This window comes from Luteimonas sp. RIT-PG2_3 (genome assembly GCF_054902115.1).
On sequence record NZ_JBUBPF010000013.1, the window covers coordinates 1 to 22,677 of the forward strand.

Consider the following 22,677-nt stretch of genomic DNA (forward strand, 5'->3'; position numbering starts at 1 on the left):
ACCGACGCCGGAGCCGCCGCCACCACCGGCCGAACCTCCGCCGGTGGCACCGCCATCGCCGCCACCCGCCGTGCCGCCAGTGTCTGCGACACCAGCGCCTGTGCCGACCCCGGGCAATCCCACGGCGACACCGCCGCCGACGCCGGGCGCGACGCCCGCCGCCGCGAATGCGCTGGGCGTGATTCCGCTGTATCGCATCGAGACCGCGACCTATGCGGTGCTGCCGCCGGTCGTGCATCAACTGTCGCTGGCCACGCTGGGCACCTTCCACGAACGCCAGGGCGAACAGGCGCTGCTCGGTGGAACCGGCCGCATGCGCGCGGCATGGGGTCGTATCTTCGGCCAGAACACCGAACAGCGCTGGCAAGGCACGGTCGCGCCAACCTTCGATGGCTCGATCACCGGCCTGCAGGCCGGCGTGGACCTCTATGCCAGCGAGCAGCAGGACGAGGGGCGCCACCATGTCGGCGTATTGCTGGGCCGGACGCGCGCCGATGGCGATGTCCGCGGCTCGGCGATCGGCTGGGACGACCTCGCGGTCGGCAATACGCGACTCGACGATACCCATCTTGGCCTGTACTGGTCGCACATCGGCGAGCACAAGGGCTATTGGGATGCGGTCGTCATCGCCCATCGTTACGACGGTCGCGCCACGTCCACGCGCGCGCTCGGCATCGACCTCGACGGCAGCGGCGTCAGTGCATCGCTGGAAGCCGGACGTCCTCTGCGCTGGGGCAGCGACGCACGCTGGTCGCTGGAACCGCAGGCGCAGGTAATCTACCAGCGCACGCGGCTGGACCGCGCGCAGGACCGTTTTGCCGAGGTCTCGTTCGACGCCGACGATGCGATCACCGCCCGCGTCGGCCTGCGCCTGTCCACCGACCTGCAGACCACGCGCGGCCTGTGGCAGCCCTACCTCAAACTCAACTACTGGCGCGGTTTCGGCGGCGACGACGTGGTGCGCTTCAACAACGACGTGGTCGTGACCGGGCAGGCCTACAACGCCATCGAGTTCGGCGGCGGCATCGTCGCCAGGCTCAACGCACGCACCGGCGTCTACCTCACCGTCGACTACACCACCGACACCGGCGAGCAGGGGCGCGATCGCAAGACGCTGGAAGGCAACGTCGGCGTGCGCATCAACTGGTAGCGGGACGATCCGTCGGACGCACCCGCAGCACCACGCTGATCCGTGGCGCCTGCGCCTGGCGCGTCTTCGGGATGCCGTGCTCGTGGGTGATCTGCGAGGCATGGCTCATGCTGAGCAGGCTGCCGGGCGCGAGCTCGACGACGACGGTATCGTGTTGGCCGTCCTTGGCACGGATCAGCATGCGCCGAGGCGCGCCCAGCGAGACCAGGGTGATCGGATGGCCGCTGCGCAGGGTATGCAGCTTGTCGCTGTGCATCGCGACGCTGTCGTTGCCATCGCGGTAGAGGTTCATGCCGATGCGGGTATACGGCGCTGGCGCACGTGTCTGCACGCATTGCAGCAGCTCGGCCAGCGGCAGGTCGGCGGGAAGCGCGTCGGTCGCGTAGTTCGCCAGCAGGCGCGGAATGTCGACGATGCGGTCGTACATCGGCCGTTGCAGCTGCGTCCACGCCGAACGCGCATGCAGGGCCTCGAACCAGTGCTGCGCGGTAGCCGGATCGATGAAGCGCGGCCAGTAGCGCACACCACCCTCGACATCGTCGACCAGGCTCACGCAATCCGGGGCGAACAGGTCATCGCTGAGGGCGGCCAGGACGCGCATGCGGACGTCGGCCGGGCTCAGTGGAAATCGCGCGAGCTGGTCTGCAGCTCGCCGAGCAGATGGCTGATGTCCTGCAGGTCGCGCGCGATCAGGTGCTGCACGCCATCGACCTGCTCCCAGCGGCCACGCACGGCCAGCAGGCGCGCGCCCAGCAACGCCTTGCGCCGTCGCAACGCCACGTGCGGCCAGACCACGACATTGACCATGCCGTGCTCGTCCTCCAGCGTCACGAAGATGGTGCCGCTGGCGGTCGCCGGCCGCTGGCGCTGGGTGACGATGCCGGCCGCATGCACGCCGCGCCCATGTGCCACGCCGCGCAGCTGTTGCGAGTCCATGATCCACTGCCGCTGCAACGATGCGCGCAGCAGCGCCAACGGGTGCGCCTTCAGGGTCAGGCCGACGGCGCGGTAATCGGACAGCACGTCCTCGCCGGTGCTCGGTGACGGCAGCAGGATCTGGTCCTCGTCGGGACTGCCCGGCAATAGAGGATGCTGGCGTTCGATGCCGGCCACGGCCCAGCGCGCGGCGTGGCGATGCCCCGCCAGCGCCTGCAACGCACCCGCCTCGGCCAGCACCGTGCGTGCTTTGTCGTCGAGCCCGGCCCGCAATGACAGGTCGCGCACATCGGCGAAGGCGCGCTGCCTGCGCGCATCGATGATCGCCTGCGCCATCGTCGCCGACAGCCCGGTCACCTGTCGCAGGCCCAGTCGCAGCGCCGGCTGGCCGCCATCGTCCACGCCGCGGCGCAGATGCCCGCCTTCGAGCGTGTTGTCCCAGTCGCTGCAGGTGACGTCGACCGGCAACACCTCCACGCCAACGCGCCCGTCCTTGCCACGGCGCGCGTCCTGCACGATCTGGCTGGCCGAATAGAAGCCCATCGGCTGCGCATTGAGCAGCGCGCAGGCGAATGCCGCCGGCTCGTGGCGCTTCATCCAGCAACTGATGTAGACGAGCTTGGCGAACGAGGCGGCGTGGCTCTGCGGAAAGCCATAGGAACCGAAGCCCTTGATCTGCTCGAAGATCTGGTCGATGAATTCGGAGGTATAGCCTTTTTTTTCCATCAGCTCGCGGATGCGCGCCCGGTGCGGCTCCATGTCGCCGCCCTGCTTCCAGGCCGCCATCGAGCGGCGAAGATTGTCGGCCTCGTGCGGCGCATAGCCGGCGTGGATCACCAGTTCCATGACCTGTTCCTGGAACAAGGGGATGCCCAGCGTGGGCCCGAGGATGTCCTTCACACCTTCGGACGGATACGTCACCCGCTCCTTGTCCCGCCGCCGCCGCAGGTAGGGATGCACCATGCCGCCCTGGATCGGACCTGGTCGTACGATCGCGACCTCCACGACCAGGTCGTAGAAATTCTCCGGTTTCAGTCGCGGCAGCATGCTCATCTGCGCGCGCGATTCGATCTGGAACACGCCGACGGTATCGGCGGCCTGGATCATCGCGTAGGTCGGCACGTCGCCGGCCGGAATCGCGGCAATGTCGAGCGCGTAACCGCGATGGCGTTCGATCATGGCCACGGCCTTGCGGATGCAGGTCAGCATGCCCAGGGCCAGGCAGTCGACCTTCAGCAGCTTCATGGTTTCCAGGTCGTCCTTGTCCCACTGGATGATCGTGCGATCGTCCATCGCCGCGTTCTCGACCGGCACCACGCGGCTCAGCGGTGCATCGCTGATGACGAAGCCACCGACATGCTGCGACAGGTGCCGCGGATGACCGCGCAACTGGTCGGTCACCGCCAGCACGCGTGCGACCAGCGGATTGTCGGGATCGAAGCCGGCCTCGCTCAGGCGCTGCACCATCGGCGTCTCGCCATTGCCCCAGCCATAGCATTCGGCCAGCAAGGCCACCTGGTCGGTCGGCAGACCGAAGGCCTTGGCGACATCGCGCACCGCGCTCTTGCCGCGATAACGGATCACCGTCGCCGCCAGCGCGGCGCGCTCGCGCCCGTACTTGCCGTAGACGTACTGCAGGACTTCCTCTCGCCGCTCATGCTCGAAGTCGACGTCGATGTCCGGCGGTTCGTTGCGCTCCTTCGACAGGAAGCGCGCCATCAGCAGGCGGCTTTCGGTCGGATTGACCACGGTGATGCCGAGCGCGAAGCACACCGCCGAATTCGCCGACGATCCGCGCCCCTGGCACAGGATCCCGCGCGACGTCGCGAAACGGACGATGTCCTCGACCGTCAGGAAGAAGGCCTCGTATTTCAGCTCGGCGATCAGCGCCAGCTCGGCGTCGATCTGCCGGGCCACATCGACCGGCGCGCCCTGCGGCCAGCGCCTGCGCATGCCCTTCTCGGTCAAGCTGCGCAGCCAGGTCGTCGGCGTATGCCCGTCCGGCACCAGTTCGGCCGGGTAGTCGTAACGCACCTGGTCCATGCTGAAACGGCAGCGGCGCGCGAGCTGCACCGCGTTCTCCAGAAGCTCGGCGCCATGGATGTTGCCCAGCGCGCGACGCGTGCGCAGGTGGCGCTCGCCATTGCGGAACAGGTGCTCGCCGCAGTCGGCCAGCGGCAGGCCATGCCGGATCGCAGTCATCGTGTCCTGCAGCACGCGCTGGCGACGGACGTCCATGTGCACGTCGCCGGCCGCCAGCGGCTGCAGGCCAAGCCCATCGGCGATCGCGAGCAGCAGATGCAGGCGCGCATCGTCGTCCTGTTCTCGGTGCAGTTCCACGGCCAGGTAGGCGCGCGCGCCCAACAGTTCGCGCAGCCACAGGCCTTCGCGCGGATCGGGGATGCGTGCCGGCAGCCACAATGCGAACAGGCCTGTCGCCGCATGCCTGGCCGCAGCCTGCGGTGCCGGAGCGCGCCGGTCATCCGCGCCAGCTTCAGCCACGCCAGTTCCAGCGGTGTCAGCTTCAGTAGCTTCAGCTTTATCGACATCAGTCCCCTCGCCGTACAGCACCCGCGCCATGTCCTCCCGCGTCAGGCGGTAGTGCCCCTTGGCGGCGGCGAGGCGCGCGAGGGTGATGATTTCGCACAGTTTGACGTAGCCCTCCTGGGTCTCGACCAGCAGCACGCATTTCAGGCCGCATTCCAGCGTGAACTCGCTGCCGACGATCAACTTGACGCCGCTGCCGCGCGCGGCTTCGTAGCCACGCACGATGCCTGCCAGCGAGCATTCGTCGGTGATCGCCAGCGCCTCGTAACCGCAACGCTGCGCACGTGCGAACAGTTCCTCGGCACTGGCCGCGCCGCGCAGGAACGAGAAATCCGACAGGCAATGCAGTTCGGCATAGGCCGGCAGGCCGTCATCGGCCAGCAGGTCGCCCTGGCTTGCATCCCGCCTCAAATCATCGCGCCTCAAATCGTCGTTGGCCGCGCGCAGCGCCAGCCGCTGCGCCACTTCCCAGGCACGCGGCGGGCGCCCGCCCGGGGTATCGCGGTCGACGCCTCCGTTGCGGTCTCGGCCGCTCATGCGAACCATCCGTGCAGCATCCAGCCGTCGCGTTCGCCGGGCGGCGCGAAGGCCCAGGCGCGCTTGCCTTGCGCGGTTTCAAGCACGTAGTAGTCGCGCCGCGCATCGTCGCCATCCCACCAGCCGCTCTCCAGCCGCTCCGGCCCGGACACGATGCGCAGCCGGGGATCGCGCAGCGGCACCGGCCTGGGCAACAGCCATAACGGTCGCGGCGGCCGCACCGGTGCGTCGCCGATGCGCGCGTCGTCGCCCTGCACGCGCCGCCAGGCCCGCTCCGGGCGCGGATCACCCGCGGGCGCCACCCGGTACACCGCATCGTCGCCGAGCCTGGCGCGCAGGCGCTCGCGCAGTTGCGGCCATGGCAGCGCCTGCTGCGCCCGCAGGTCGAACAGGTCGCGCGTGGCCGGCACGAACGGCGGCAACTGCCGCGCCAGCAGGCGCAACGCGACCACCGGCTTCGGGATCTGCACGCGCTCGAGACGGTTGCGGGTCAGTTCGAACAGCATCGCCGGTTCGCGTTCGGCGGCCAGCAGGCCGACCTCGACATCGGTGTGCTGGCCCTCATGTTCCAGCCGCAACACGAACTGCTGCACGCCGCCATCGCGGATCGACAAGTAGGTACACAGATCGCCGATCAGCCGCCGCAGCGGGAACAGCAGCGCCATATGGCTTTCGACTTCATAGCCCAGTTCCACGCGCGCATCGAAATGATCCGGCGGCGCGTAGTACGCCAGCGCATCGTCGGTGGCGCCGTACAGGCGGTCCACATGCTCCAGCAGGTCCAGGCCGAAGCGCCTGCGCAGGCTGTCGCGCGGCAGCGTGCGCAGCGCGCGCAGGTCGCGGATGCCCATGCGATGCAGGCGTTCGCCGGCGCCATCGGGCAATACCGCGCGGCGGACCGGCACCTTGTCGAGCAGGGCCTGCATCGCCCCGGCATGCGGGACCGACAGGCCATCGTGCAGGCCGGCCAGCACGCGCGCGGCACGCGGCGTCGGCGCCATTGCGATGCGGTGCGAGAAGCCCAGCGCATCGAGTTCGCCACGCAGCCGTGCCTCGATGCGCGGCCATGGCCCGAGCAGGCTGAAGCTGGCGCGCACTTCCAGCACGATGCAACCCGGCCATTGCGCGCTGACCAGCGAACTGTGGCGATACGCCCATGCCGCCAGGAAACGCTGCGCACGCGCTTCGGCGTCGGCATCGTGTTCGACCATCGCGAACTCCGGCAGCAAGGCCAGTGCGGCCGTCAGGCGCATGCCCGCTTTCAGGCCGGCCTGCGCCGCGGCGGCATTCACCGCATGCAGCGTGCGCAGTTGCGCCGAACCGCCGACCAGCGCCAGCGGCGCATCGGGGTCAGGCAAACGCCGGAGGACGGCATCCAGCGCCAGTTGCGGCAGCAGTACACAGGCCCACAGCATCGGCGTGCCTCAACTCGCACCCAGCGCGAATGCCTGTGCAGGCGCGGGACCGCCCCGGCACTTGCGCACATGCCAGCCCTGCCGGCCCGCGGCATCGCCGACGTATTCCACGCGCAATGCCGCCGGCGAAGGATTGCCTGCGTGCTTGCGGTCGCGCAGCGCAAAACCCAGGCAATCGCCGCTATCGGCCGCCACCTGCAAGCGCCGCAGCGCCGGCGCATCGGCGGTTGCCGGCCAACCGACCACCGCCGCGCAGGCGCCACTGCGCAGGCATTGCTCGAAGGCCCACAGCGCATCGCGCGGCGCGGCCTCGATGATCTCCAACTGCGACAGATCCATGCCCGCGGCCTGCCAGGCCGGCGCATACGGCACGTACGGCGGTGCGATCACCGCGACCGTGCTGCCGGCCTGCGCGAAGCGGATCAGCGTGGGCAGCAGCAGGGCAAGCTCGCCGACGCCATCGGCCGGTAACAGCAGTTCGGTCAGCGAACGTCGCGGCCAGCCGCGCTGCGGCAACAGCGCATCGAGTGCGGCATGCCCGGTGGGTTCGCCATCGGCGACGATGACGGCATTGCGACCGGCGCGCCACAGCGTCTGCGCGGCGAGCATGCTCTCGATGGCCACGACGGCACCCATGTCAGCCCTGCCGCACCAGGCCGCAGTAGACGCCTTCGATCGCGAAGTCCTGGCCCGGCGCCACGTCGATCGGCGCATGCGCGGGATTGCGTGGCAGCAGGCGGATGCGGCGGGGGCCGCGCTGCAGGCGCTTGATGGTCAGCTCGCCATCGATGCGTGCGACCACGGTCTGGCCATCGCGCGCATCGGCAGTGCGGTGCACGCCCACCAGGTCGCCATCGAGGATGCCGTCGTCGATCATCGAATCGCCCTGCACCTTGAGCAGGTAATCCGGCGCCGGCGAGAACAGCCGCCGGTCCAGCCACAACGGCGGGTCCAGCCCCGGTTCGGCCCCGATATCCGCGCCGATCGGCTGGCCGGCGGCCACCCGTCCCAGCACCGGCAACGGCAGCAGGTCGGCGCCGCCGCCCGGCAGGCGCAGGCCGCGCTTCTGTCCCGCGGCCTGCTCCAGCAGGCCATCGGCGAGCAGCGCCTGCACGTGTTTCTGCGCGGCATTGCGCGACGAGAACCCGAACGCGGCGGCGATGTCGGCCAGGCTCGGCGCGCGCCCGGAGACCAGTTCCCGGCGAAGGAAGGCCAGCACGGCGGCACGTTGGGGCGGCAGGGTGTCGAGGGGTCTCATAGGTGTACATTTGTACACCCTCCCGTCGCACAAGGCGAGACTTCACAAGCGCTCGCGATCGTGCATCGCAAGAAAGCCGAGGGCCATCGGGCGCAGGCCCAACGGCCCGCAGACGGGAACGATAGGCCCGGATCCCTCACGCGCCTGTACGCAAGGCCATGCCAGCATGAGGTCACGGCGCCTCGCCCAGGATCCACCATGCCCCCAGGATCCCCAACGCCACGCGTGTGGCGGATGTTCAGCAGTTGGTTGCGCCTGCGCCGGCGCCTGTGGCGCTGGCGACGCGCAGCCACCCCCAAAGCGCTCAAGGCCGAAGCCCCGCTGCGCTCGCAACTGTTCAACGTCGAGCAGATGGAACTGCACGGCATGGCGCTGGCGCGCGCCCATCGCGTGCATGACCAGCCCGGACCGGAACGGCTGCTGGGCCGCCTGCACGACAACGAAGGCCTGCTCGACGATGCCTGCAGCCTGCTGGTGAGGATGGTGCAGGACGACATGCGCATCACCCCGGCCGGCGAGTGGTTGCTGGACAACTCCTACCTGCTCGAAGAACAGATCCACACCGCGCGCCGGCATCTTCCGAAGGGCTACAGCCGCCAGTTGCCTTCGTTGAGCCTGGGACCGTCGGCCGGCCTGCCGCGCGTCTACGACCTGTCGATGGAAGCGATCGCGCATGGCGATGGCCGCATCGACACCGAGACCATCACCCGCTTCATCGCCGCCTACCAGTCGATCACGCCCTTGAAGCTCGGCGAGCTGTGGGCGATCCCGATCATGCTGCGGCTGGCCCTGATCGAGAACCTCCGGCGCATGGCGGTCCGCGTGATGCGCGATGGTGTCGACCACCGCCTGGCCAGCGAATGGTCCGCGCGCCTGAACCTGACCGCGGCCGAAAGCCCCAAGGACGTGGTGCTGGTGATCGCCGACATGGCGCGATCCAACCCACCGCTGTCGGGCGCCTTCGTGTCCGAACTGACGCGCGGCCTGCAGGGACGCGGGGGGACGGTGTCGATGCCGACCACTTGGGTCGAGCAATGGGCGGCGGCCGGCGGCCAGCGCATCGAGGAACTGGTGCACCTGGAAAGCCAGCAGCAGGCGGCCGACCAGGTCTCGGTCAGCAACAGCATCGCCAGCCTGCGTTTCCTGGCCAACATGGACTGGCGCGACTTCGTCGAAGACATGAGCGTGGTCGAACACACGCTGCGCGAGGATCCCGCAGGCACCTATGCGTTGATGGATTTCGCGACCCGCGACGGTTATCGGCACGTGGTGGAAAAGATCGCGCGGCTCAGCGGTGCCAGTGAGCAGCAGGTGGCGGGCATCGCACTGTCGCTGGCTCAAGCAGGCATGGCGCAGGCGGGCGTGACGCAAGCGGGCACGTCGGCGGCCAGCGCGCATCCGGCCCACATCGGCTACTACCTCGTCGACGATGGCGTCGCGCAGACGCAGGCCGCCGTGGCCGCCTCCGGGCAGGCACGGCAACCGGCACGGCTGTGGCCGCGCAGGATTCCGCTGCCGGGCTACCTGGCGCCGATCCTGATCGTCACCGCGCTGTTCACCTGGGGCCTGCTGTCGACGGGCGCATTCCCGTTCCCGCAGGCGGCCTGGTTGTGGTTGACCGTCGCGTTGGCGGTGTTGGCCTTCAGCGAACTGGGCATCGTGCTGGTCAACTGGGCGGCCACGCTGCTGGTAGCGCCGCGACCGTTGCCGCGCATGGATTTTTCCCGCGGCATTCCGGCCGACGCGCGCAGCCTCGTGGTCGTGCCGAGCATGCTGTCGAGCGCCGAAGGCATCGATGCGCTGGTCGAGGGGCTGGAGGTCAGGTTCCTGGCCAACCGCGACCGCCACCTGCACTTTGCGTTGCTGACCGACTTCCTCGACGCCGACCAGCCCACGCTGGCGACCGACGAGGCCTTGCTGGCCCGCGCGGCACGCCAGATGGAACTGTTGAACACGCGCTACGCCCCCGAGAGCGGCGACCTGTTCTTCCTGCTGCATCGCCCACGCACCTGGAACGCCAGCGAGCGTCGCTGGATGGGCCATGAGCGCAAGCGCGGCAAGCTTGCGGCGTTGAACCGGCTGCTGCGCAGCGGCGCACGCCACAACGCCGCAGCCGACGACTTCCTGCTGACCACCGGCAAACTGGCGGTGCTGCAACAGGTCCGCTACGTCATCACCCTGGATACCGATACACAGCTGCCACGCGACGCCGCACGCGAGTTCGTCGGCACGCTGGCGCATCCGCTGAACCAGGCCCGCTTCGACCCACTACAGCGTCGCGTGATTCGCGGATACGGCATCCTGCAACCCAGCGTCGGCACCAGCCTCAGCGCGCGTCGCGGGTCGCGCTACGCCCGCATGTTCGGCAGCGAGCCCGGCATCGATCCGTATACGCGTACCGTGTCCGACGTCTACCAGGACCTGTTTGGCGAAGGCTCGTTCGTCGGCAAGGGCATCTACGACGTCGATGCCTTCGAGCATGCGCTGGCCGGGCGCTTCCCCGACAACCGCATCCTCAGCCATGACCTGCTGGAAGGCTGCTACGCCCGCGCCGGGCTGGTCAGCGACGTGCGCCTGTTCGAGGAATACCCGTCGCGCTATGCCGCCGACATGAAGCGTCGCTATCGCTGGATCCGGGGCGACTGGCAGTTGCTGCCCTGGCTGCTGCCATGGGTGCCGCGCGGCGGCGACAAGCGCGGCCACGAGCGCAACCCGCTGTCTTGGCTGTCGCGCGGCAAGTTGCTGGACAACCTGCGTCGCAGCCTGGTGCCGGCGGCGGCCACGACCTTGCTGCTGCTGGGCTGGCTGTTCTCGCCCAACCCGCTGGCCTGGACAGCCTGGCTGCTGTGCCTGTGGTGGTTGCCGGTGATGGTGCCCGCCTTGCGGGAACTGTTCGCCGCGCCGCTGGACGTGCCGCTGGAAACACACCTGCTGCAGACCGGCAAGTCGGCGCTGCGCCAGTTGCTGCGCGCCGCCGTCACCCTGGCCTGCCTGCCGTACGAGGCCTCGATCAGCCTCGCTGCGATCGCGCGGACGCTGTGGCGCCTGCTGGTCAGCCGGCGACACCTGCTGCAGTGGAATCCCTCCAGCGAGATCGAGCGCAGCCTCGGCAGCGGCGTCGGCGCGGAGCTGCGTGGCATGCTGGCATCGCCGCTGTTCGCGTTGGCCGCCACCGCCGTGCTGGCGATCCTGCGGCCGAGTTCGCTATGGGTCGCCGCCCCCCTGCTCGCACTGTGGTTCGTCGCGCCGGCCATCATGGCCTGGCTGGGCCGCCCCCCGGCCTATCGCGGCGCCGACCTGTCGGTACAGCAGCAGGCCTTCCTCGGGCGGCTTGCGCGCCGCACCTGGGCGTTCTTCGAAACCTGGGTGCGCGCCGAGGATCACTGGCTGCCGCCTGACAACGTGCAGGAACATCCATCACTGGTGGTCGCACGCCGCACCTCACCCACCAACATCGGCCTGTCGCTGCTGGCCAACCTGTCGGCCTACGACTTCGGCTACCTGCAGGTGGCCGGCGTCATGGAGCGCACGCGCCTGGTGTTCGCCACGCTGGAGCTGCTGCCACGCCATCGCGGGCATTTCTACAACTGGTACGACACCCAGACCCTGCAGGCACTGCCGCCGGCCTACATTTCGACCGTCGACAGCGGCAACCTCGCCGGCCACCTGCTGACGTTGCGCCAGGGCCTGCTGGCACTGATCGATGCGCCGGTCCTGGCACCGACAACCTTCCAGGGCATCGCCGATACCCTGGGCGTGCTCGAGGAAGCCTGCGCCGCACTGCCGACGGACAGGAACGAGTCTGCGCAGAACGCGTCCATGCAGATCGTGCCGCAGCAGGCCGTGCAGCAGGTCGTGGCGCAGCTGCGCAGCCTGCTCACGCCAGCGCTGGTGCAAGCGCCACAAAGCGTGTCCGCAGCGCGCCTGCTGCTGCAACAAGTGTTGACCGGTGCCGACAGCATCGCCGCCCTGTGGCCGGACGCCGGCGCGGAAGACGCCGGGCCGCACTGGCCTGCCCTGCTCGCGAGCGGCTGCCAGGCGGCCCTGCAGGACCTGCAGCACCTGTTCCCGGCAACGACGCTGCTCGGGCATCCCGGCGAGGAGGTTGGCCTCCCCCATGTGCCGACGCTGCGCGAGCTGTCGGAGCACCCGGTCCACCACGGCAGCCAGGCGCGTGCGCGCGAGCGCATCCACCAGCTCGAACGGCTGGCGCACGTCGCCGGCCAGTTCTCGCTGATGGACTACAGCTTCCTCTACGACAGCGCACGCCACCTGCTGGCGATCGGCTACAACCTCGACGAGCATCGCCTCGATGCCGGCTACTACGACCTGCTGGCGTCGGAGGCCCGGCTGTGCAGCTTCGTCGCGATCGCACAGGGCCAGCTGCCGCAGGAAAGCTGGTTCGCGCTCGGCCGGCTGCTGACCGAAGTCAACGGCGATGCCACGCTGCTGTCGTGGAGCGGCTCGATGTTCGAGTACCTGATGCCACAGCTGGTGATGCCGAACTATCCCGACACCCTGCTCGAGCAGACCTCGCGGCACGCGGTCGACGCGCAGATCGCCTATGGCGCGCAGCGCGACGTGCCCTGGGGCGTGTCAGAGTCGGGCTACAACACCGTCGACGCGCGCATGAACTACCAGTACCGCGCGTTCGGCGTGCCCGGGCTGGGCCTCAAGCGCGGCCTGGGCCAGGACCTGGTCATCGCCCCCTACGCCAGCATGATGGCGCTGATGGTCGCGCCGGAAGCCGCCTGCGAGAACCTGCAGCAGCTCAGCGCGCTCGGCTTCACCGGCCATTACGGCCTGTACGAGGCCATCGACTACACGCCCGGACGCGTGCCGCACGGACAGACGCATGCGGTCGTGCGCTCGTTCATGGCCCATCACCAGGGCATGGGCCTGTTGTCGCTGGACTATGTGCTGCAGCAGCAGCCGATGCAACGCCGCTTCGTCGCCGACGCGGAATTCCAGGCCACCCTGCTGCTGTTGCAGGAGCGCATCCCGCATGCCGGTGTGTTCCATCCGCACGAGGCCGAGACGCTCGGCACCGGGCCCGCGCAGACCGAAGCCGACACCCCGCTGCGGATCTTCCGCGAACCCAACAATGCGCGCCCGGCGGTGCAGCTGCTGTCCAACGGCCGCTACCACGGCCTGCTGACCAGTGCCGGCGGCGGCTACAGCCGGCAGCGCGACATGGCCGTCACGCGCTGGCGCGAAGACGGCACCCGCGACCACTGGGGCAACTTCTGCTACCTGCGCGATGCCGACAGCGGCGACTACTGGTCGGCGGCGCTGCAGCCGACCTGCGTGCCGGTCGAGCAGTACGAGGCGATCTTCTCCGACGCCAAGGCCGAGTTCCGCGGCCGCAAGCTCGGCTACGAGACCCATCTGGAGATCGCGATCTCGGCCGAGGACGATATCGAGCTCAGGCGCCTGCGCGTGACCAACCGCAGCCGCCGGATGCGTACGATCGAAGTCACGACCTATGCCGAAGTCGTGCTGGCGCCGGCGATCGCCGACGAACTGCATCCGGCCTTCAGCAACCTGTTCGTGCAGTCGCAGATCGTGCGCAACAAGCAGGCGGTGCTGTGCACGCGGCGACCGCGCGCGCATGACGAAGTCCCGCCGTGGATGTTCCATCTGGTGGCCGTGCACGACGCCGACATCAATTCGATTTCCTACGAGACCGATCGTGCGCGCTTCCTGGGCCGCGGCAACACCCCGCGCAACCCGCGCGCCCTGTCCCACGACGACGCCCTGTCCGACACCGAAGGCTCGGTGCTGGACCCGATCGTCGCGATCCGCTGCAGGATCCGGCTGGCGCCGGGACAGACCGCGATGATCGACATGGTCTACGGCGTCGGCCTGGACCGCGACGCCTGCCTGGGCCTGGTCGACAAGTATCGCGATCGCAGGCTGGCCGACCGCGTCTTCGACCTGGCCTGGACGCACAGCCAGGTTGTCCGTCGCCAGATCAACGCATCGCAGGCCGATGCCCAGCTCTACGAGCGGCTTGCCTCGCTGATGGTCTTCGCGCATCCGCTGCTGCGCGCCGGACAGGACGTGCTGCTGCAGAACCAGCGCGGGCAGTCCGGTTTGTGGGGCCATGCGATCTCCGGCGACCTGCCGATCGTGCTGCTGCAGATCGCCGATGCCGACAACATCGAACTGGTGCGCCAGATGGTGCAGGCGCATGCGTACTGGCGCCTGAAGGGCCTGCGCGCGGACCTGGTGATCTGGAACGAAAGCCAGGCCGGCTACCGGCAGCAGTTGCAGGACCAGATCCTGGGCATGGTCTCGATCGACCCGGAGGCCAACGTGCTCGATCGCCCGGGCGGCATCTTCGTGCGTCCCGCGCAGCACATCTCGCAGGAGGACCGCATCCTGCTGCAGTCGGTCGCGCGCGTCATCGTCAGCGACCAGCAGGGCACGCTGGCCGCACAGGTCGGCCGCCATGTCGCGCCGGAGCGCACGATCGCCGCTCTGGTCCCAACCACCCTCGTCCCGTCCGAACCGCTGCAGCAGCGCAACGATGACGATGCGGAGGCCCCGGATGGACTGCCGCCGTCGCGCGCGGCGCTGCAGGCGGATGGGCACGACGGGCCCACGCTCGTCGGTGCCTTGGGCGAGTCCATGCCAGAACCGCAGCGTGAGGACGACGCTTGGCCGTTCGATGCGGTCGCCGAGGCCTTCGTGCACGACAACGGCACCGGCGCCTTCTCGGCCGATGGCCGCGAATACGTCATCGTCTCGCGCGAGGGCGCACCGACGCCCGCGCCATGGTCCAACGTCATGGCCAATGCCCGCCTGGGCACGGTGGTCAGCGAAAGCACGCCCGGCTACACCTGGTTCGAGAATGCCCATGAGTTCCGGCTGACGCCGTGGCATAACGATCCGGTCGCCGACAGCGGCGGCGAGGCCTTCTACCTGCGCGACGAGGACAGCGGCCATGTCTGGTCGCCGATGCCGCTGCCCTGCCGGGGCCGTGGCGCCTATCGCACCCGCCATGGCTTCGGCTACAGCGTCTACGAGCACATCGAGGACGGCATCGCCAGCGAGCTGTGGATCTACGTCGCGGTCGAGGATGCGGTGAAGTTCTCGGTGCTCAGGCTGCGCAACCTGTCGGGGCGCCCGCGCCGGCTGTCGGCCACCGGCTACGTGGAGTGGGTGCTCGGCGACCTGCGGGTCAAATCGCAGATGCACATCGTCAGCGAGCTCGATGCCGACAGCGGCCTGCTGACCGCGCGCAATCCGTACAACACCGAGTTCAACGGCCGCGTTGCGTTCTTCGACACCGACGCCAGCGGCTGCACCTATACCGCCGACCGCACCGAGTTCATCGGTCGCAACGGCAGCCTCGCCGATCCCGCCGCCCTGCATCGCGAACGTCTGTCCGGCCGCGTCGGCGTCGGCATGGATCCGTGCGCGGCGATCCAAGTGCCGGTGGCACTGGCCGACGGCCAATCGCTGGAAACCGTGTTCCGCCTGGGCATCGGCAAGGACCATCCCGACGCCTTGCAGCTGGCCTTGCGCGTGCGCGGTGCCGAGCGTGCGCACGATGCCCTCGACAGTATCCGCATCCACTGGCGCGAACGGCTGTCGACGGTGCAGGTGAAGACGCCCGACAGCAGCGTCGATGCCCTCGTCAACGGCTGGCTGCTGTACCAGACACTGGCCTGCCGCTATGTCGCGCGCAGCGGCTACTACCAGTCCGGGGGCGCGTTCGGCTTCCGCGACCAGTTGCAGGACACGATGGCGACCGTGCACGCGCAGCCGGCACTGACCCGCGAACACCTGCTGCTGTGCGCGGCCCACCAGTTCCCGCAGGGCGACGTGCTGCACTGGTGGCATCCGCCGCAGGGCCGTGGCGTACGCACGCGCTGTTCCGACGACTACCTCTGGCTGCCGCTGGCGGCGTGCCGCTACATCGCGGTGACCGGCGACCTCGGCGTACTGGACGAGCCCGTGCGCTTCATCGAGGGACGGCTGGTCAATCCCGACGAGGAATCGTATTACGACATGCCGGTCGCGTCCTACCTGCAGAAGCCCTTCTACCAGCACTGCGTCATCGCATTGCAGCGCGGGTGCAGCCTGCTCGGCGAAAGCGGGCTGCCGCTGATCGGCACCGGCGACTGGAACGACGGCATGAACCGCGTCGGCGAAGGCGGCCGCGGCGAGAGCGTCTGGCTGGGCTTCTTCCTGTATGACGCCCTGCAGCGTTTCATCGATGTCGCGCAGGCGCGCGGCGACACCGTTTTTGCAAGCTATTGCCGCGAGCAGTCGCAGCAGCTGCGCAGTCATCTGGAAACGCATGCCTGGGACGGCCGCTGGTATCGCCGGGCCTGGTTCGACGACGGCACGCCGCTGGGTTCGACGCAGAGCGACGAATGCCGCATCGACTCGATCTCGCAGAGCTGGTCGGTGCTGTCGGGTGCGGCCGATCCCATCCGCGCCACGCAGGCAATGGCCTCGCTGGACCAGTACCTGGTCAAGCGCGATGCCGGCCTGATCCAGTTGCTGGATCCGCCGTTCGACCGGACGCCGAAGGACCCCGGCTACATCCGCGGCTACGTGCCGGGCGTGCGCGAGAACGGCGGCCAGTACACGCATGCCGCGGTCTGGGCCGCGATGGCCTTCGCCGCACAGGGCGACACGCGGCGCGCCTGGGAGCTGGCCGGCATGATCAACCCGATCCACCATGCGCAGGATGCCGACGCGGTGGCGATCTACAAGGTCGAGCCCTATGTGCTGGCCGCCGATGTCTACGGCGTTGCCCCACACGTCGGTCGTGGCGGCTGGACCTGGTACACCGGCTCCGCAGGCTGGATGTACCGGCTGCTGACCGAGTCCCTGCTCGGCCTGCACCGCGAGGGCGCGATGCTGTCGCTGAAACCCTGCCTGCCGGCGGACTGGGACGGCTACGAACTGCAGTACCGCCATGGCGGCAGTCGCTATGTCATCCAGGTGACCCAGCACGACGACGGTCCGGCGCAGCTGCAACTCGATGGCGTCGAGCAAGCCGGCTTCGCCTTCCCGCTGGTCGACGATGGCGCCTGGCACACGGTCGACGCGCAATGGCCGAGGGACAGGACATGAGCAAGCGGACATCCTGGTGTGCCCGGATCCCGCTGGATACGCAGGCAGGACTGCCGGCACGCGTGCCCGCGAATGCGGATGCGCCTGCGTCGTTGAGCAGCCGCGTACAGCTGGATGCAAGGCTCGACTGTCTCGCCGGAATGCTGTCGCCGTGGCTGGAGAAGCTGCGTCACCCGGCGCAGTTCTGGCCACAGTTCGACGCGCTGGCGCAACAGATCCTCGACCTGGCCGATACCGGCGACCGCGCGCATGTGCAACAACGGCTGGACGCGATGCTGGCAGCGCATGCGCTGCCGCCCAGGGCGATCCACGGACAGGCCCCTCGAACGCGCCAACATTGAGGCGCCCCGCAGGGGCGCTCATGCATTTATGGGGGCACATCGCACGGGCGCATACCTCATGGGAGCGCCCTCATGGAAGCGCCCCTCACGGGAGCAGGCCTCACATCCGAGCACGCATCACGTCGCGACTCACTGCGACGCGATTGCCGTCTAGGCCAGCGTGCGCACCTTGGCTTCGCGATCCCACTGCCGGGTCTTGGCGGCAGCGATGAACCCCTTGGTGTCGCTGGCCTCGACCACGCCCTTGTCCTTGCCGACGTTGCCGGCCTTCAACAGCGTGCGCGCACCGGCATCGGCGGCGATCGCCTTCAGGTGACCGAAGGCATCGCGAACGAAGTCGACCGCGGCCGCCTCCCTGGCCAACGCCTTGCCGCCGTCCTCCGACAGCACGATCGCCACCGCATCGAACACCACCGAGGGCGTACCCGCCAACTGCCCGTCCGCCGGCAGCTTGCGGCCGTCGCTCAGCGTGGCGCCGCCCAGCTTGGGCGCGACGATCTTGACGGTCGCCTTCGCCGCCTCGACCGCCTTGCGCAGCGCATGGATCGTGGCCGCATCGGAACCGTCGTGGACCAGGATGCCGACGCAGCGCCCTTCCAGCGTGTCCTTCATCTTGCCGATGATCTGCAGCGCCGGCGACGGTGCCATGTCCTGCGGCACGGTCGCGGTGTCAGGCGCCGGGGGCAACGTGTCCATGCCCAGGCCATCGGCGACGCGCTGTGCCAGCCCGGCATCGATATGCCGCAGGTGCCCGACGATCGCCTCGCGGACATGCGGCGTCTCCACCTTCGACAGTTCGAACACCAGCGACGAGGCCATGTGCGCCTGCTCGTGCCGGGTCTGGCTGTGGAAGAACATCCGCGCCTGGCTGTAGTGATCGGCAAAGCTCTCCGCGCGCAGACGGCCCTTGGCGGCATCGTCGGCTGGCGTGGCATGGCTGCGGAAGCCGGCGGGGGTCTCGCGCGGGGAATCGGCCTGCAGCGAACTGGGTTCGTAGTTCACCCGTCCCTTGGGCACGTGCATCTGCATGTGGCCGTCGCGCTGCAGGTTCGCGAACGGGCACTTGGGCGCATTGATCGGAATCTGGTGGAAGTTGGGACCGCCCAGCCGCGACAGCTGCGTGTCCAGGTACGAGAACAGGCGGCCCTGCAGCAGCGGGTCGTTGCTGAAGTCGATGCCGGGCACGATGTTCGCGGGGCAGTACGCCACCTGCTCGGTCTCGGCGAAAAAGTTGTCCGGCCAGCGATCGAGCACCATGCGGCCGATCACCGTCAGCGGCACCAGCTCCTCGGGGATCAGCTTGGTCGGATCGAGGTGATCGAAGGGGAATCCATCCGCCTGCTCCTGCGTGAACAGCTGAACCGCGAACTCCCATTCGGGGAATGCGCCTGACTGGATCGCCTCGAACAGGTCGCGCCGATGGAAGTCGTTGTCGGCCGCCTGCAGCTTGACCGCCTCGTCCCAGACCGTCGACTGCAGGCCCAGCTTCGGACGCCAGTGGAACTTGACGAATGTGGAATGTCCTTCGCCATCGAGCAGCCGGAACGAATGCACGCCAAAGCCCTCGATCGTGCGCAGCGAGCGCGGGATCGTACGGTCGCTCATCGCCCACATGATCATGTGCATCGCTTCTGGCGTCAGCGAAATGAAATCCCAGAACGTATCGTGCGCACTACCCGCCTGCGGATAGGCGCGATCGGGCTCCATCTTCACCGAATGCACGACGTCCGGGAACTTCATCGCGTCCTGGATGAAGAACACCGGGATGTTGTTGCCGACCAGGTCCCAGTTGCCTTCGCTGGTGTAGAACTTCACCGCAAAGCCGCGCACGTCGCGCGGCGTGTCCACCGAGCCGGCACCGCCCGCCACCGTCGAGAAGCGCGTGAACACCGGCGTACGCACGCCGGTCTCGGTCAGCAGCTTGGCCGTTGTGTACTTGCCCAGCGACCTGGTCAACTCGAAATAACCGTGGGCGGCCGAACCACGTGCGTGCACGATGCGCTCCGGGATGCGCTCGTGATCGAAATGGGTGATCTTCTCGCGCAGCACGAAATCTTCCAGCAACGTGGGCCCGCGCGGCGTCGCGCGCAGGGAGTTCTGGTTGTCGCTGACCGGAATGCCCTGGTTGGTCGTCAGCACCGGATGGCTGCCACCGGCGTGCTGGTGCAACTCGTCGCCCGCACCCCGCGTCGAAACGTCCTTGCCGGTCGCGCTGCTTTTCGCGTTGCCGGGCTCGCTGGCCTTCGTCGATGCGGCGGTCTTCGCGGGAGGGGGCGAGGTCTTGGCGGCGCGCTTCTGGGTAGCCATGTCGGCATTCCTGGGGAGTGAGGGATCGTGACCATCCTCCTCGCTCCGATGTGAATCGCTTGTCTTCAGCGTGCGACGAACGAAACATCGCGCAGCATTATCGACGTCGTCCACCCGGGTGGCCGCCATGCAGCCACCATCACGACCATGAACGCGCGCTACGTCCAACTCATCATGCTCAGCCCAGCACGCTCAGTCCAGCGCGCTCAGTCCAGCGTGCTCAATCGAGCAGTTTCGCCCCATCACGCTCCACCCGTCGCGCGCTGCACGATGCCAGCCAGATCCTGTCCGCCGCCCAGCGTACCGAAGCCCAGGCCATGCTGCCCGCCCAGCCGGCTGCGGCAGAACAGTTCCGCCACTGGCGATGCCACGCGCAGCAGCAGCGCACCCTGCAGGGCCAGCGCCATGCGTTCGACCAGCCATCGCGCCGCCGACTCCTCGATCCCACCGCCATGCAGCGTCGCGGTCAGCGATGCGAAGACGCGATCGAAATCCGCATGCAGGCCGCGCGCAGGTGCCAGCTCGGCGATATACGCCTCCACGCTTGCCGGTTCGCGCTGCAAGGCACGCAGTACATCCAGGCACTGGATGTTGCCGCTGCCTTCCCAGATCGAATTCAGCGGCGCCTGCCTGTACAGCCGGGGCAACATCGACTCCTCGACATAACCTGCGCCGCCCAGGCATTCCTGCGCCTCGTTGACGAAGGCCGGTGCACGCTTGCAGACCCAGTACTTCCCGATCGCGGTCGCCAGCCGTGCGAACGCGGCTTCGCGCGCATCGCGATGCCGTGCATCCACGGCCCGCGCCACCCGCATCGCCAGGGTCAGCGCGGCCTCGGATTCCAGCGCCAGGTCGGCCAGCACGTTGGTCATCAAGGGCTGTTCGATCAGGCGCTTTCCGAACGCACGGCGGTGCGCGGTGTGATGCAGTGCCTGCGACAGCGCCATGCGCATTTCCGCAGCCGAGCCGAGCATGCAGTCCAGGCGCGTCAGCACCACCATCTCCAGGATCGTCGCGATGCCTCGGCCCTCGTCGCCGATCCGCTGCGCATGGGCGCCATCGAACTCGACCTCGGAAGACGCATTGCTCCAGTCGCCCAGCTTGTCCTTGAGCCGCATCAGGCGGATGTGGTTCAGCGCCCCATCGGGCAGGCGTCGCGGCAGCAGCAGACAGGTCAGCCCGCCCGGTGCCTGCGCCAGCACCAGGAAGCCATCCGACATCGGCGCGGAGAAGAACCACTTGTGGCCCTGCAGCGCGTACTGACCGTCCTCTGCCAGCGGGGTCGCGACCGTACGGTTGCTGCGCACGTCGCTGCCGCCCTGGCGTTCGGTCATGCCCATGCCCAGGGTCACGCCCGACTTGCCGGCGATCGGCACGTCGCGCGGGTCGTAGTGGCAGGCCGCGACCTTGTCCGCCCATTCGTGCAGCGAACGCTCGCGCTGCAGCACCGGCACCGCCGCGTGGGTCATCGTCAACGGGCAACTGGTGCCCGGTTCGACCTGATGGTGCAGGTAGCTCAGCACCGCCCGCGCGACATGCGCGCCGGGCCGATCCTCGCGCCAGGACAGGCCGGCCACGCCGTGGCCGATCGCGGCCTGCATCAGCCGGTGGTAATTGGGATGGAACTCGACGGTATCGATGCGATGGCCGAAACGATCGTGCGTACGCAACCGGGGTTTGTCGCGATGCGCGTCGAAGCCCAGCGCGTACAGTTCGCTGCCGGCCTGGCGGGCATATTCGGACAGCGCCTCCACGAAGCCCCCGGCGCCCTCGCGCAGGGTCGCCTCGCGCAGCGCGGTGTCGTCGGCCCAGAGGTCGCGCGGCGCGAACTCGGGCGGCTGGTTGTCGTCGGAGGCGACCGGGTCGGGAGATCTGTCCATGCCCGGATTGTGCGCCAGCCGGCGTCGATCCGACGTGGCGGCCGACAGGCCCGGTGGCCCCCGTTCGCGCCTTGCAGACGCCTTGCCCGTGCAGACGCCCTGCCCTTGCCGCGCCCTGCACATGCGCGCCAGCAGACTCGGCGCATGTCGATGTCCAACGATCTGCCGGGCGATCTGGTCGTGATGCGGCGGGAAGGCATGTACTGCCCTGCCGGCGATTTCCATATCGATCCCTGGCGGCCGGTCCCGCGCGCCGTCATCACCCATGGCCATGGCGACCATGCCCGCGCCGGCATGGGCGAGTACCACTGCACGGAGGCCAGCCTGCCGATCCTGCAATGGCGCCTGGGCGACCAGCGCTACCACCCGCATGCGCACGGCGAGGCGTTCACGCTCGGCAAAGCACGGGTCTCGCTGCATCCTGCGGGCCATGTGCTGGGCTCGGCGCAGGTCCGCATCGAAGCCCTCGGCCAGGTCTGGGTCGCCTCGGGCGACTACAAGCGCCAGCCCGACCCGACCTGTGCGCCGTTCGAGGTCGTACCCTGCGACACCTTCATCACCGAAGCCACGTTCGGCCTGCCGATCTACCGCTGGCCGGACACCGCCAGCGTGGCGCGCGAGATCGTGCAGTGGCGCGACGACTGCGCGGCCAACGGCGAGACCGCGGTGCTGCTGTGCTACGCCCTGGGCAAGGCGCAACGGGTGCTGGCCGAGCTGGCGGCATTCACCGACCAGCCGGCGCTGGTGCACGGCGCGATCGCCACCGGCGTGCAGGTCTATCGCGACGCCGGCATCGCGCTGCTGGCGACCGAGCCGGTCTCCGAGCAGGCGCGAGGCGTCGATACCGCGGGTCGCCTGGTCCTGGCGCCGCCGTCCGCGGCCGGCAGCGCCTGGATGCGCCGCTTCCGGCGCGCGCAGACGGGCTTCGCATCGGGCTGGATGCGCATCCGTGGCAACCGCCGCCGGCAGAACCACGATCGCGGCTTCGTGATCTCCGACCATGCCGACTGGCCCGACCTGATCCGCAGCGTCCGCCAGACAGGTGCGCGCCGCGTCATCGCGACGCATGGCAATACCGATGCACTGGTGCGCGCCCTCAACGAGGACGGCATCGCCACCGGCGTGTTCCGCACCGATTTCGGCGGCGACGAATGAGCATCGCCGCAGACGTGCATCGGCGCGCGGAGGCACTACGGGTGTCGCAGGCGTC

The 22,677-nt window shown here is 68.8% G+C and carries 11 protein-coding genes; 4 read left to right on the plus strand and 7 right to left on the minus strand.

Features of this window, described 5'->3' with window-relative positions:
• On the plus strand, positions 1 to 1,150 hold a 1,150-nt coding region (locus ACYX7E_RS16405; RefSeq protein ID WP_462081676.1), incomplete at its 5' end, for an autotransporter family protein.
• Here the strand turns inward: ACYX7E_RS16405 and ACYX7E_RS16410 are convergent.
• Genes ACYX7E_RS16410 through lexA form a run of 5 tightly spaced genes read right to left on the minus strand, consistent with a single transcriptional unit; the run spans position 1,140 to position 7,843 of the window.
• On the minus strand, positions 1,140 to 1,751 hold the full coding sequence (locus ACYX7E_RS16410; protein WP_462081677.1) for an alpha-ketoglutarate-dependent dioxygenase AlkB: 612 nt from the start codon (positions 1,749 to 1,751) through the stop codon (positions 1,140 to 1,142). The genes ACYX7E_RS16405 and ACYX7E_RS16410 overlap by 11 nt on opposite strands.
• 17 nt (positions 1,752 to 1,768) lie before the next feature.
• A complete protein-coding gene (locus ACYX7E_RS16415) occupies positions 1,769 to 5,170 on the minus strand; it encodes an error-prone DNA polymerase (RefSeq protein WP_462081678.1) in 3,402 nt (1,133 codons plus the stop codon).
• Positions 5,167 to 6,585 (minus strand): Y-family DNA polymerase, encoded by a 1,419-nt coding sequence (locus tag ACYX7E_RS16420; RefSeq protein WP_462081679.1) that lies wholly within the window; start codon positions 6,583 to 6,585, stop codon positions 5,167 to 5,169. Before ACYX7E_RS16420 ends, ACYX7E_RS16415 begins: the two co-directional genes overlap by 4 nt.
• A 9-nt stretch (positions 6,586 to 6,594) precedes the next feature.
• A complete protein-coding gene (gene imuA / locus ACYX7E_RS16425) occupies positions 6,595 to 7,221 on the minus strand; it encodes a translesion DNA synthesis-associated protein ImuA (protein ID WP_462081680.1) in 627 nt (208 codons plus the stop codon).
• A 1-nt stretch (position 7,222) separates the two neighbouring features.
• Positions 7,223 to 7,843, minus strand: a complete 621-nt coding sequence (gene lexA, locus ACYX7E_RS16430) for a transcriptional repressor LexA (RefSeq protein WP_462081681.1) — start codon at positions 7,841 to 7,843, stop codon at positions 7,223 to 7,225.
• A 198-nt stretch (positions 7,844 to 8,041) separates the two neighbouring features.
• On the opposite strand from lexA, the gene ACYX7E_RS16435 reads away from it, so the two are divergent.
• Both ACYX7E_RS16435 and ACYX7E_RS16440 read left to right on the plus strand, forming a co-directional pair.
• On the plus strand, positions 8,042 to 16,939 hold the full coding sequence (locus tag ACYX7E_RS16435) for a GH36-type glycosyl hydrolase domain-containing protein (RefSeq protein ID WP_462081682.1): 8,898 nt from the start codon (positions 8,042 to 8,044) through the stop codon (positions 16,937 to 16,939).
• Positions 16,936 to 17,280, plus strand: a complete 345-nt coding sequence (locus tag ACYX7E_RS16440; RefSeq protein ID WP_462081683.1) for a hypothetical protein — start codon at positions 16,936 to 16,938, stop codon at positions 17,278 to 17,280. Before ACYX7E_RS16435 ends, ACYX7E_RS16440 begins: the two co-directional genes overlap by 4 nt.
• Before the next feature lie 150 nt (positions 17,281 to 17,430).
• Here ACYX7E_RS16440 and ACYX7E_RS16445 read toward each other — a convergent pair whose 3' ends face one another.
• Entirely contained in the window at positions 17,431 to 19,587 is a 2,157-nt protein-coding gene (locus ACYX7E_RS16445) for a catalase (RefSeq protein WP_462081684.1), read from the minus strand.
• 242 nt (positions 19,588 to 19,829) lie between these two features.
• The gene (locus ACYX7E_RS16450) at positions 19,830 to 21,467 is read right to left on the minus strand and encodes an acyl-CoA dehydrogenase family protein (protein ID WP_462081685.1); all 1,638 of its coding nucleotides are present in this window, start codon (positions 21,465 to 21,467) and stop codon (positions 19,830 to 19,832) included.
• Between the two features lie 144 nt (positions 21,468 to 21,611).
• Here ACYX7E_RS16450 and ACYX7E_RS16455 point away from each other — a divergent pair, with 144 nt between their 5' ends.
• Entirely contained in the window at positions 21,612 to 22,622 is a 1,011-nt protein-coding gene (locus ACYX7E_RS16455) for a ligase-associated DNA damage response exonuclease (RefSeq protein ID WP_462081686.1), read from the plus strand.
• The last annotated feature ends 55 nt before the right edge of the window (positions 22,623 to 22,677 follow it).

Excerpts from the sequence above, each read along its gene's own strand:
- ACYX7E_RS16410 (WP_462081677.1), bottom strand. The coding sequence starts at position 1,751 with ATGCGCGTCCTGGCCGCCCTCAGCGATGACCTGTTCGCCCCGGATTGC.
- ACYX7E_RS16415 (WP_462081678.1), bottom strand. The coding sequence starts at position 5,170 with ATGAGCGGCCGAGACCGCAACGGAGGCGTCGACCGCGATACCCCGGGC.
- ACYX7E_RS16420 (WP_462081679.1), bottom strand. The coding sequence starts at position 6,585 with ATGCTGTGGGCCTGTGTACTGCTGCCGCAACTGGCGCTGGATGCCGTC.
- imuA (WP_462081680.1), bottom strand. The coding sequence starts at position 7,221 with ATGGGTGCCGTCGTGGCCATCGAGAGCATGCTCGCCGCGCAGACGCTG.
- lexA (WP_462081681.1), bottom strand. The coding sequence starts at position 7,843 with ATGAGACCCCTCGACACCCTGCCGCCCCAACGTGCCGCCGTGCTGGCC.
- ACYX7E_RS16435 (WP_462081682.1), top strand. The coding sequence starts at position 8,042 with ATGCCCCCAGGATCCCCAACGCCACGCGTGTGGCGGATGTTCAGCAGT.
- ACYX7E_RS16440 (WP_462081683.1), top strand. The coding sequence starts at position 16,936 with ATGAGCAAGCGGACATCCTGGTGTGCCCGGATCCCGCTGGATACGCAG.
- ACYX7E_RS16445 (WP_462081684.1), bottom strand. The coding sequence starts at position 19,587 with ATGGCTACCCAGAAGCGCGCCGCCAAGACCTCGCCCCCTCCCGCGAAG.
- ACYX7E_RS16450 (WP_462081685.1), bottom strand. The coding sequence starts at position 21,467 with ATGGACAGATCTCCCGACCCGGTCGCCTCCGACGACAACCAGCCGCCC.
- ACYX7E_RS16455 (WP_462081686.1), top strand. The coding sequence starts at position 21,612 with ATGTCGATGTCCAACGATCTGCCGGGCGATCTGGTCGTGATGCGGCGG.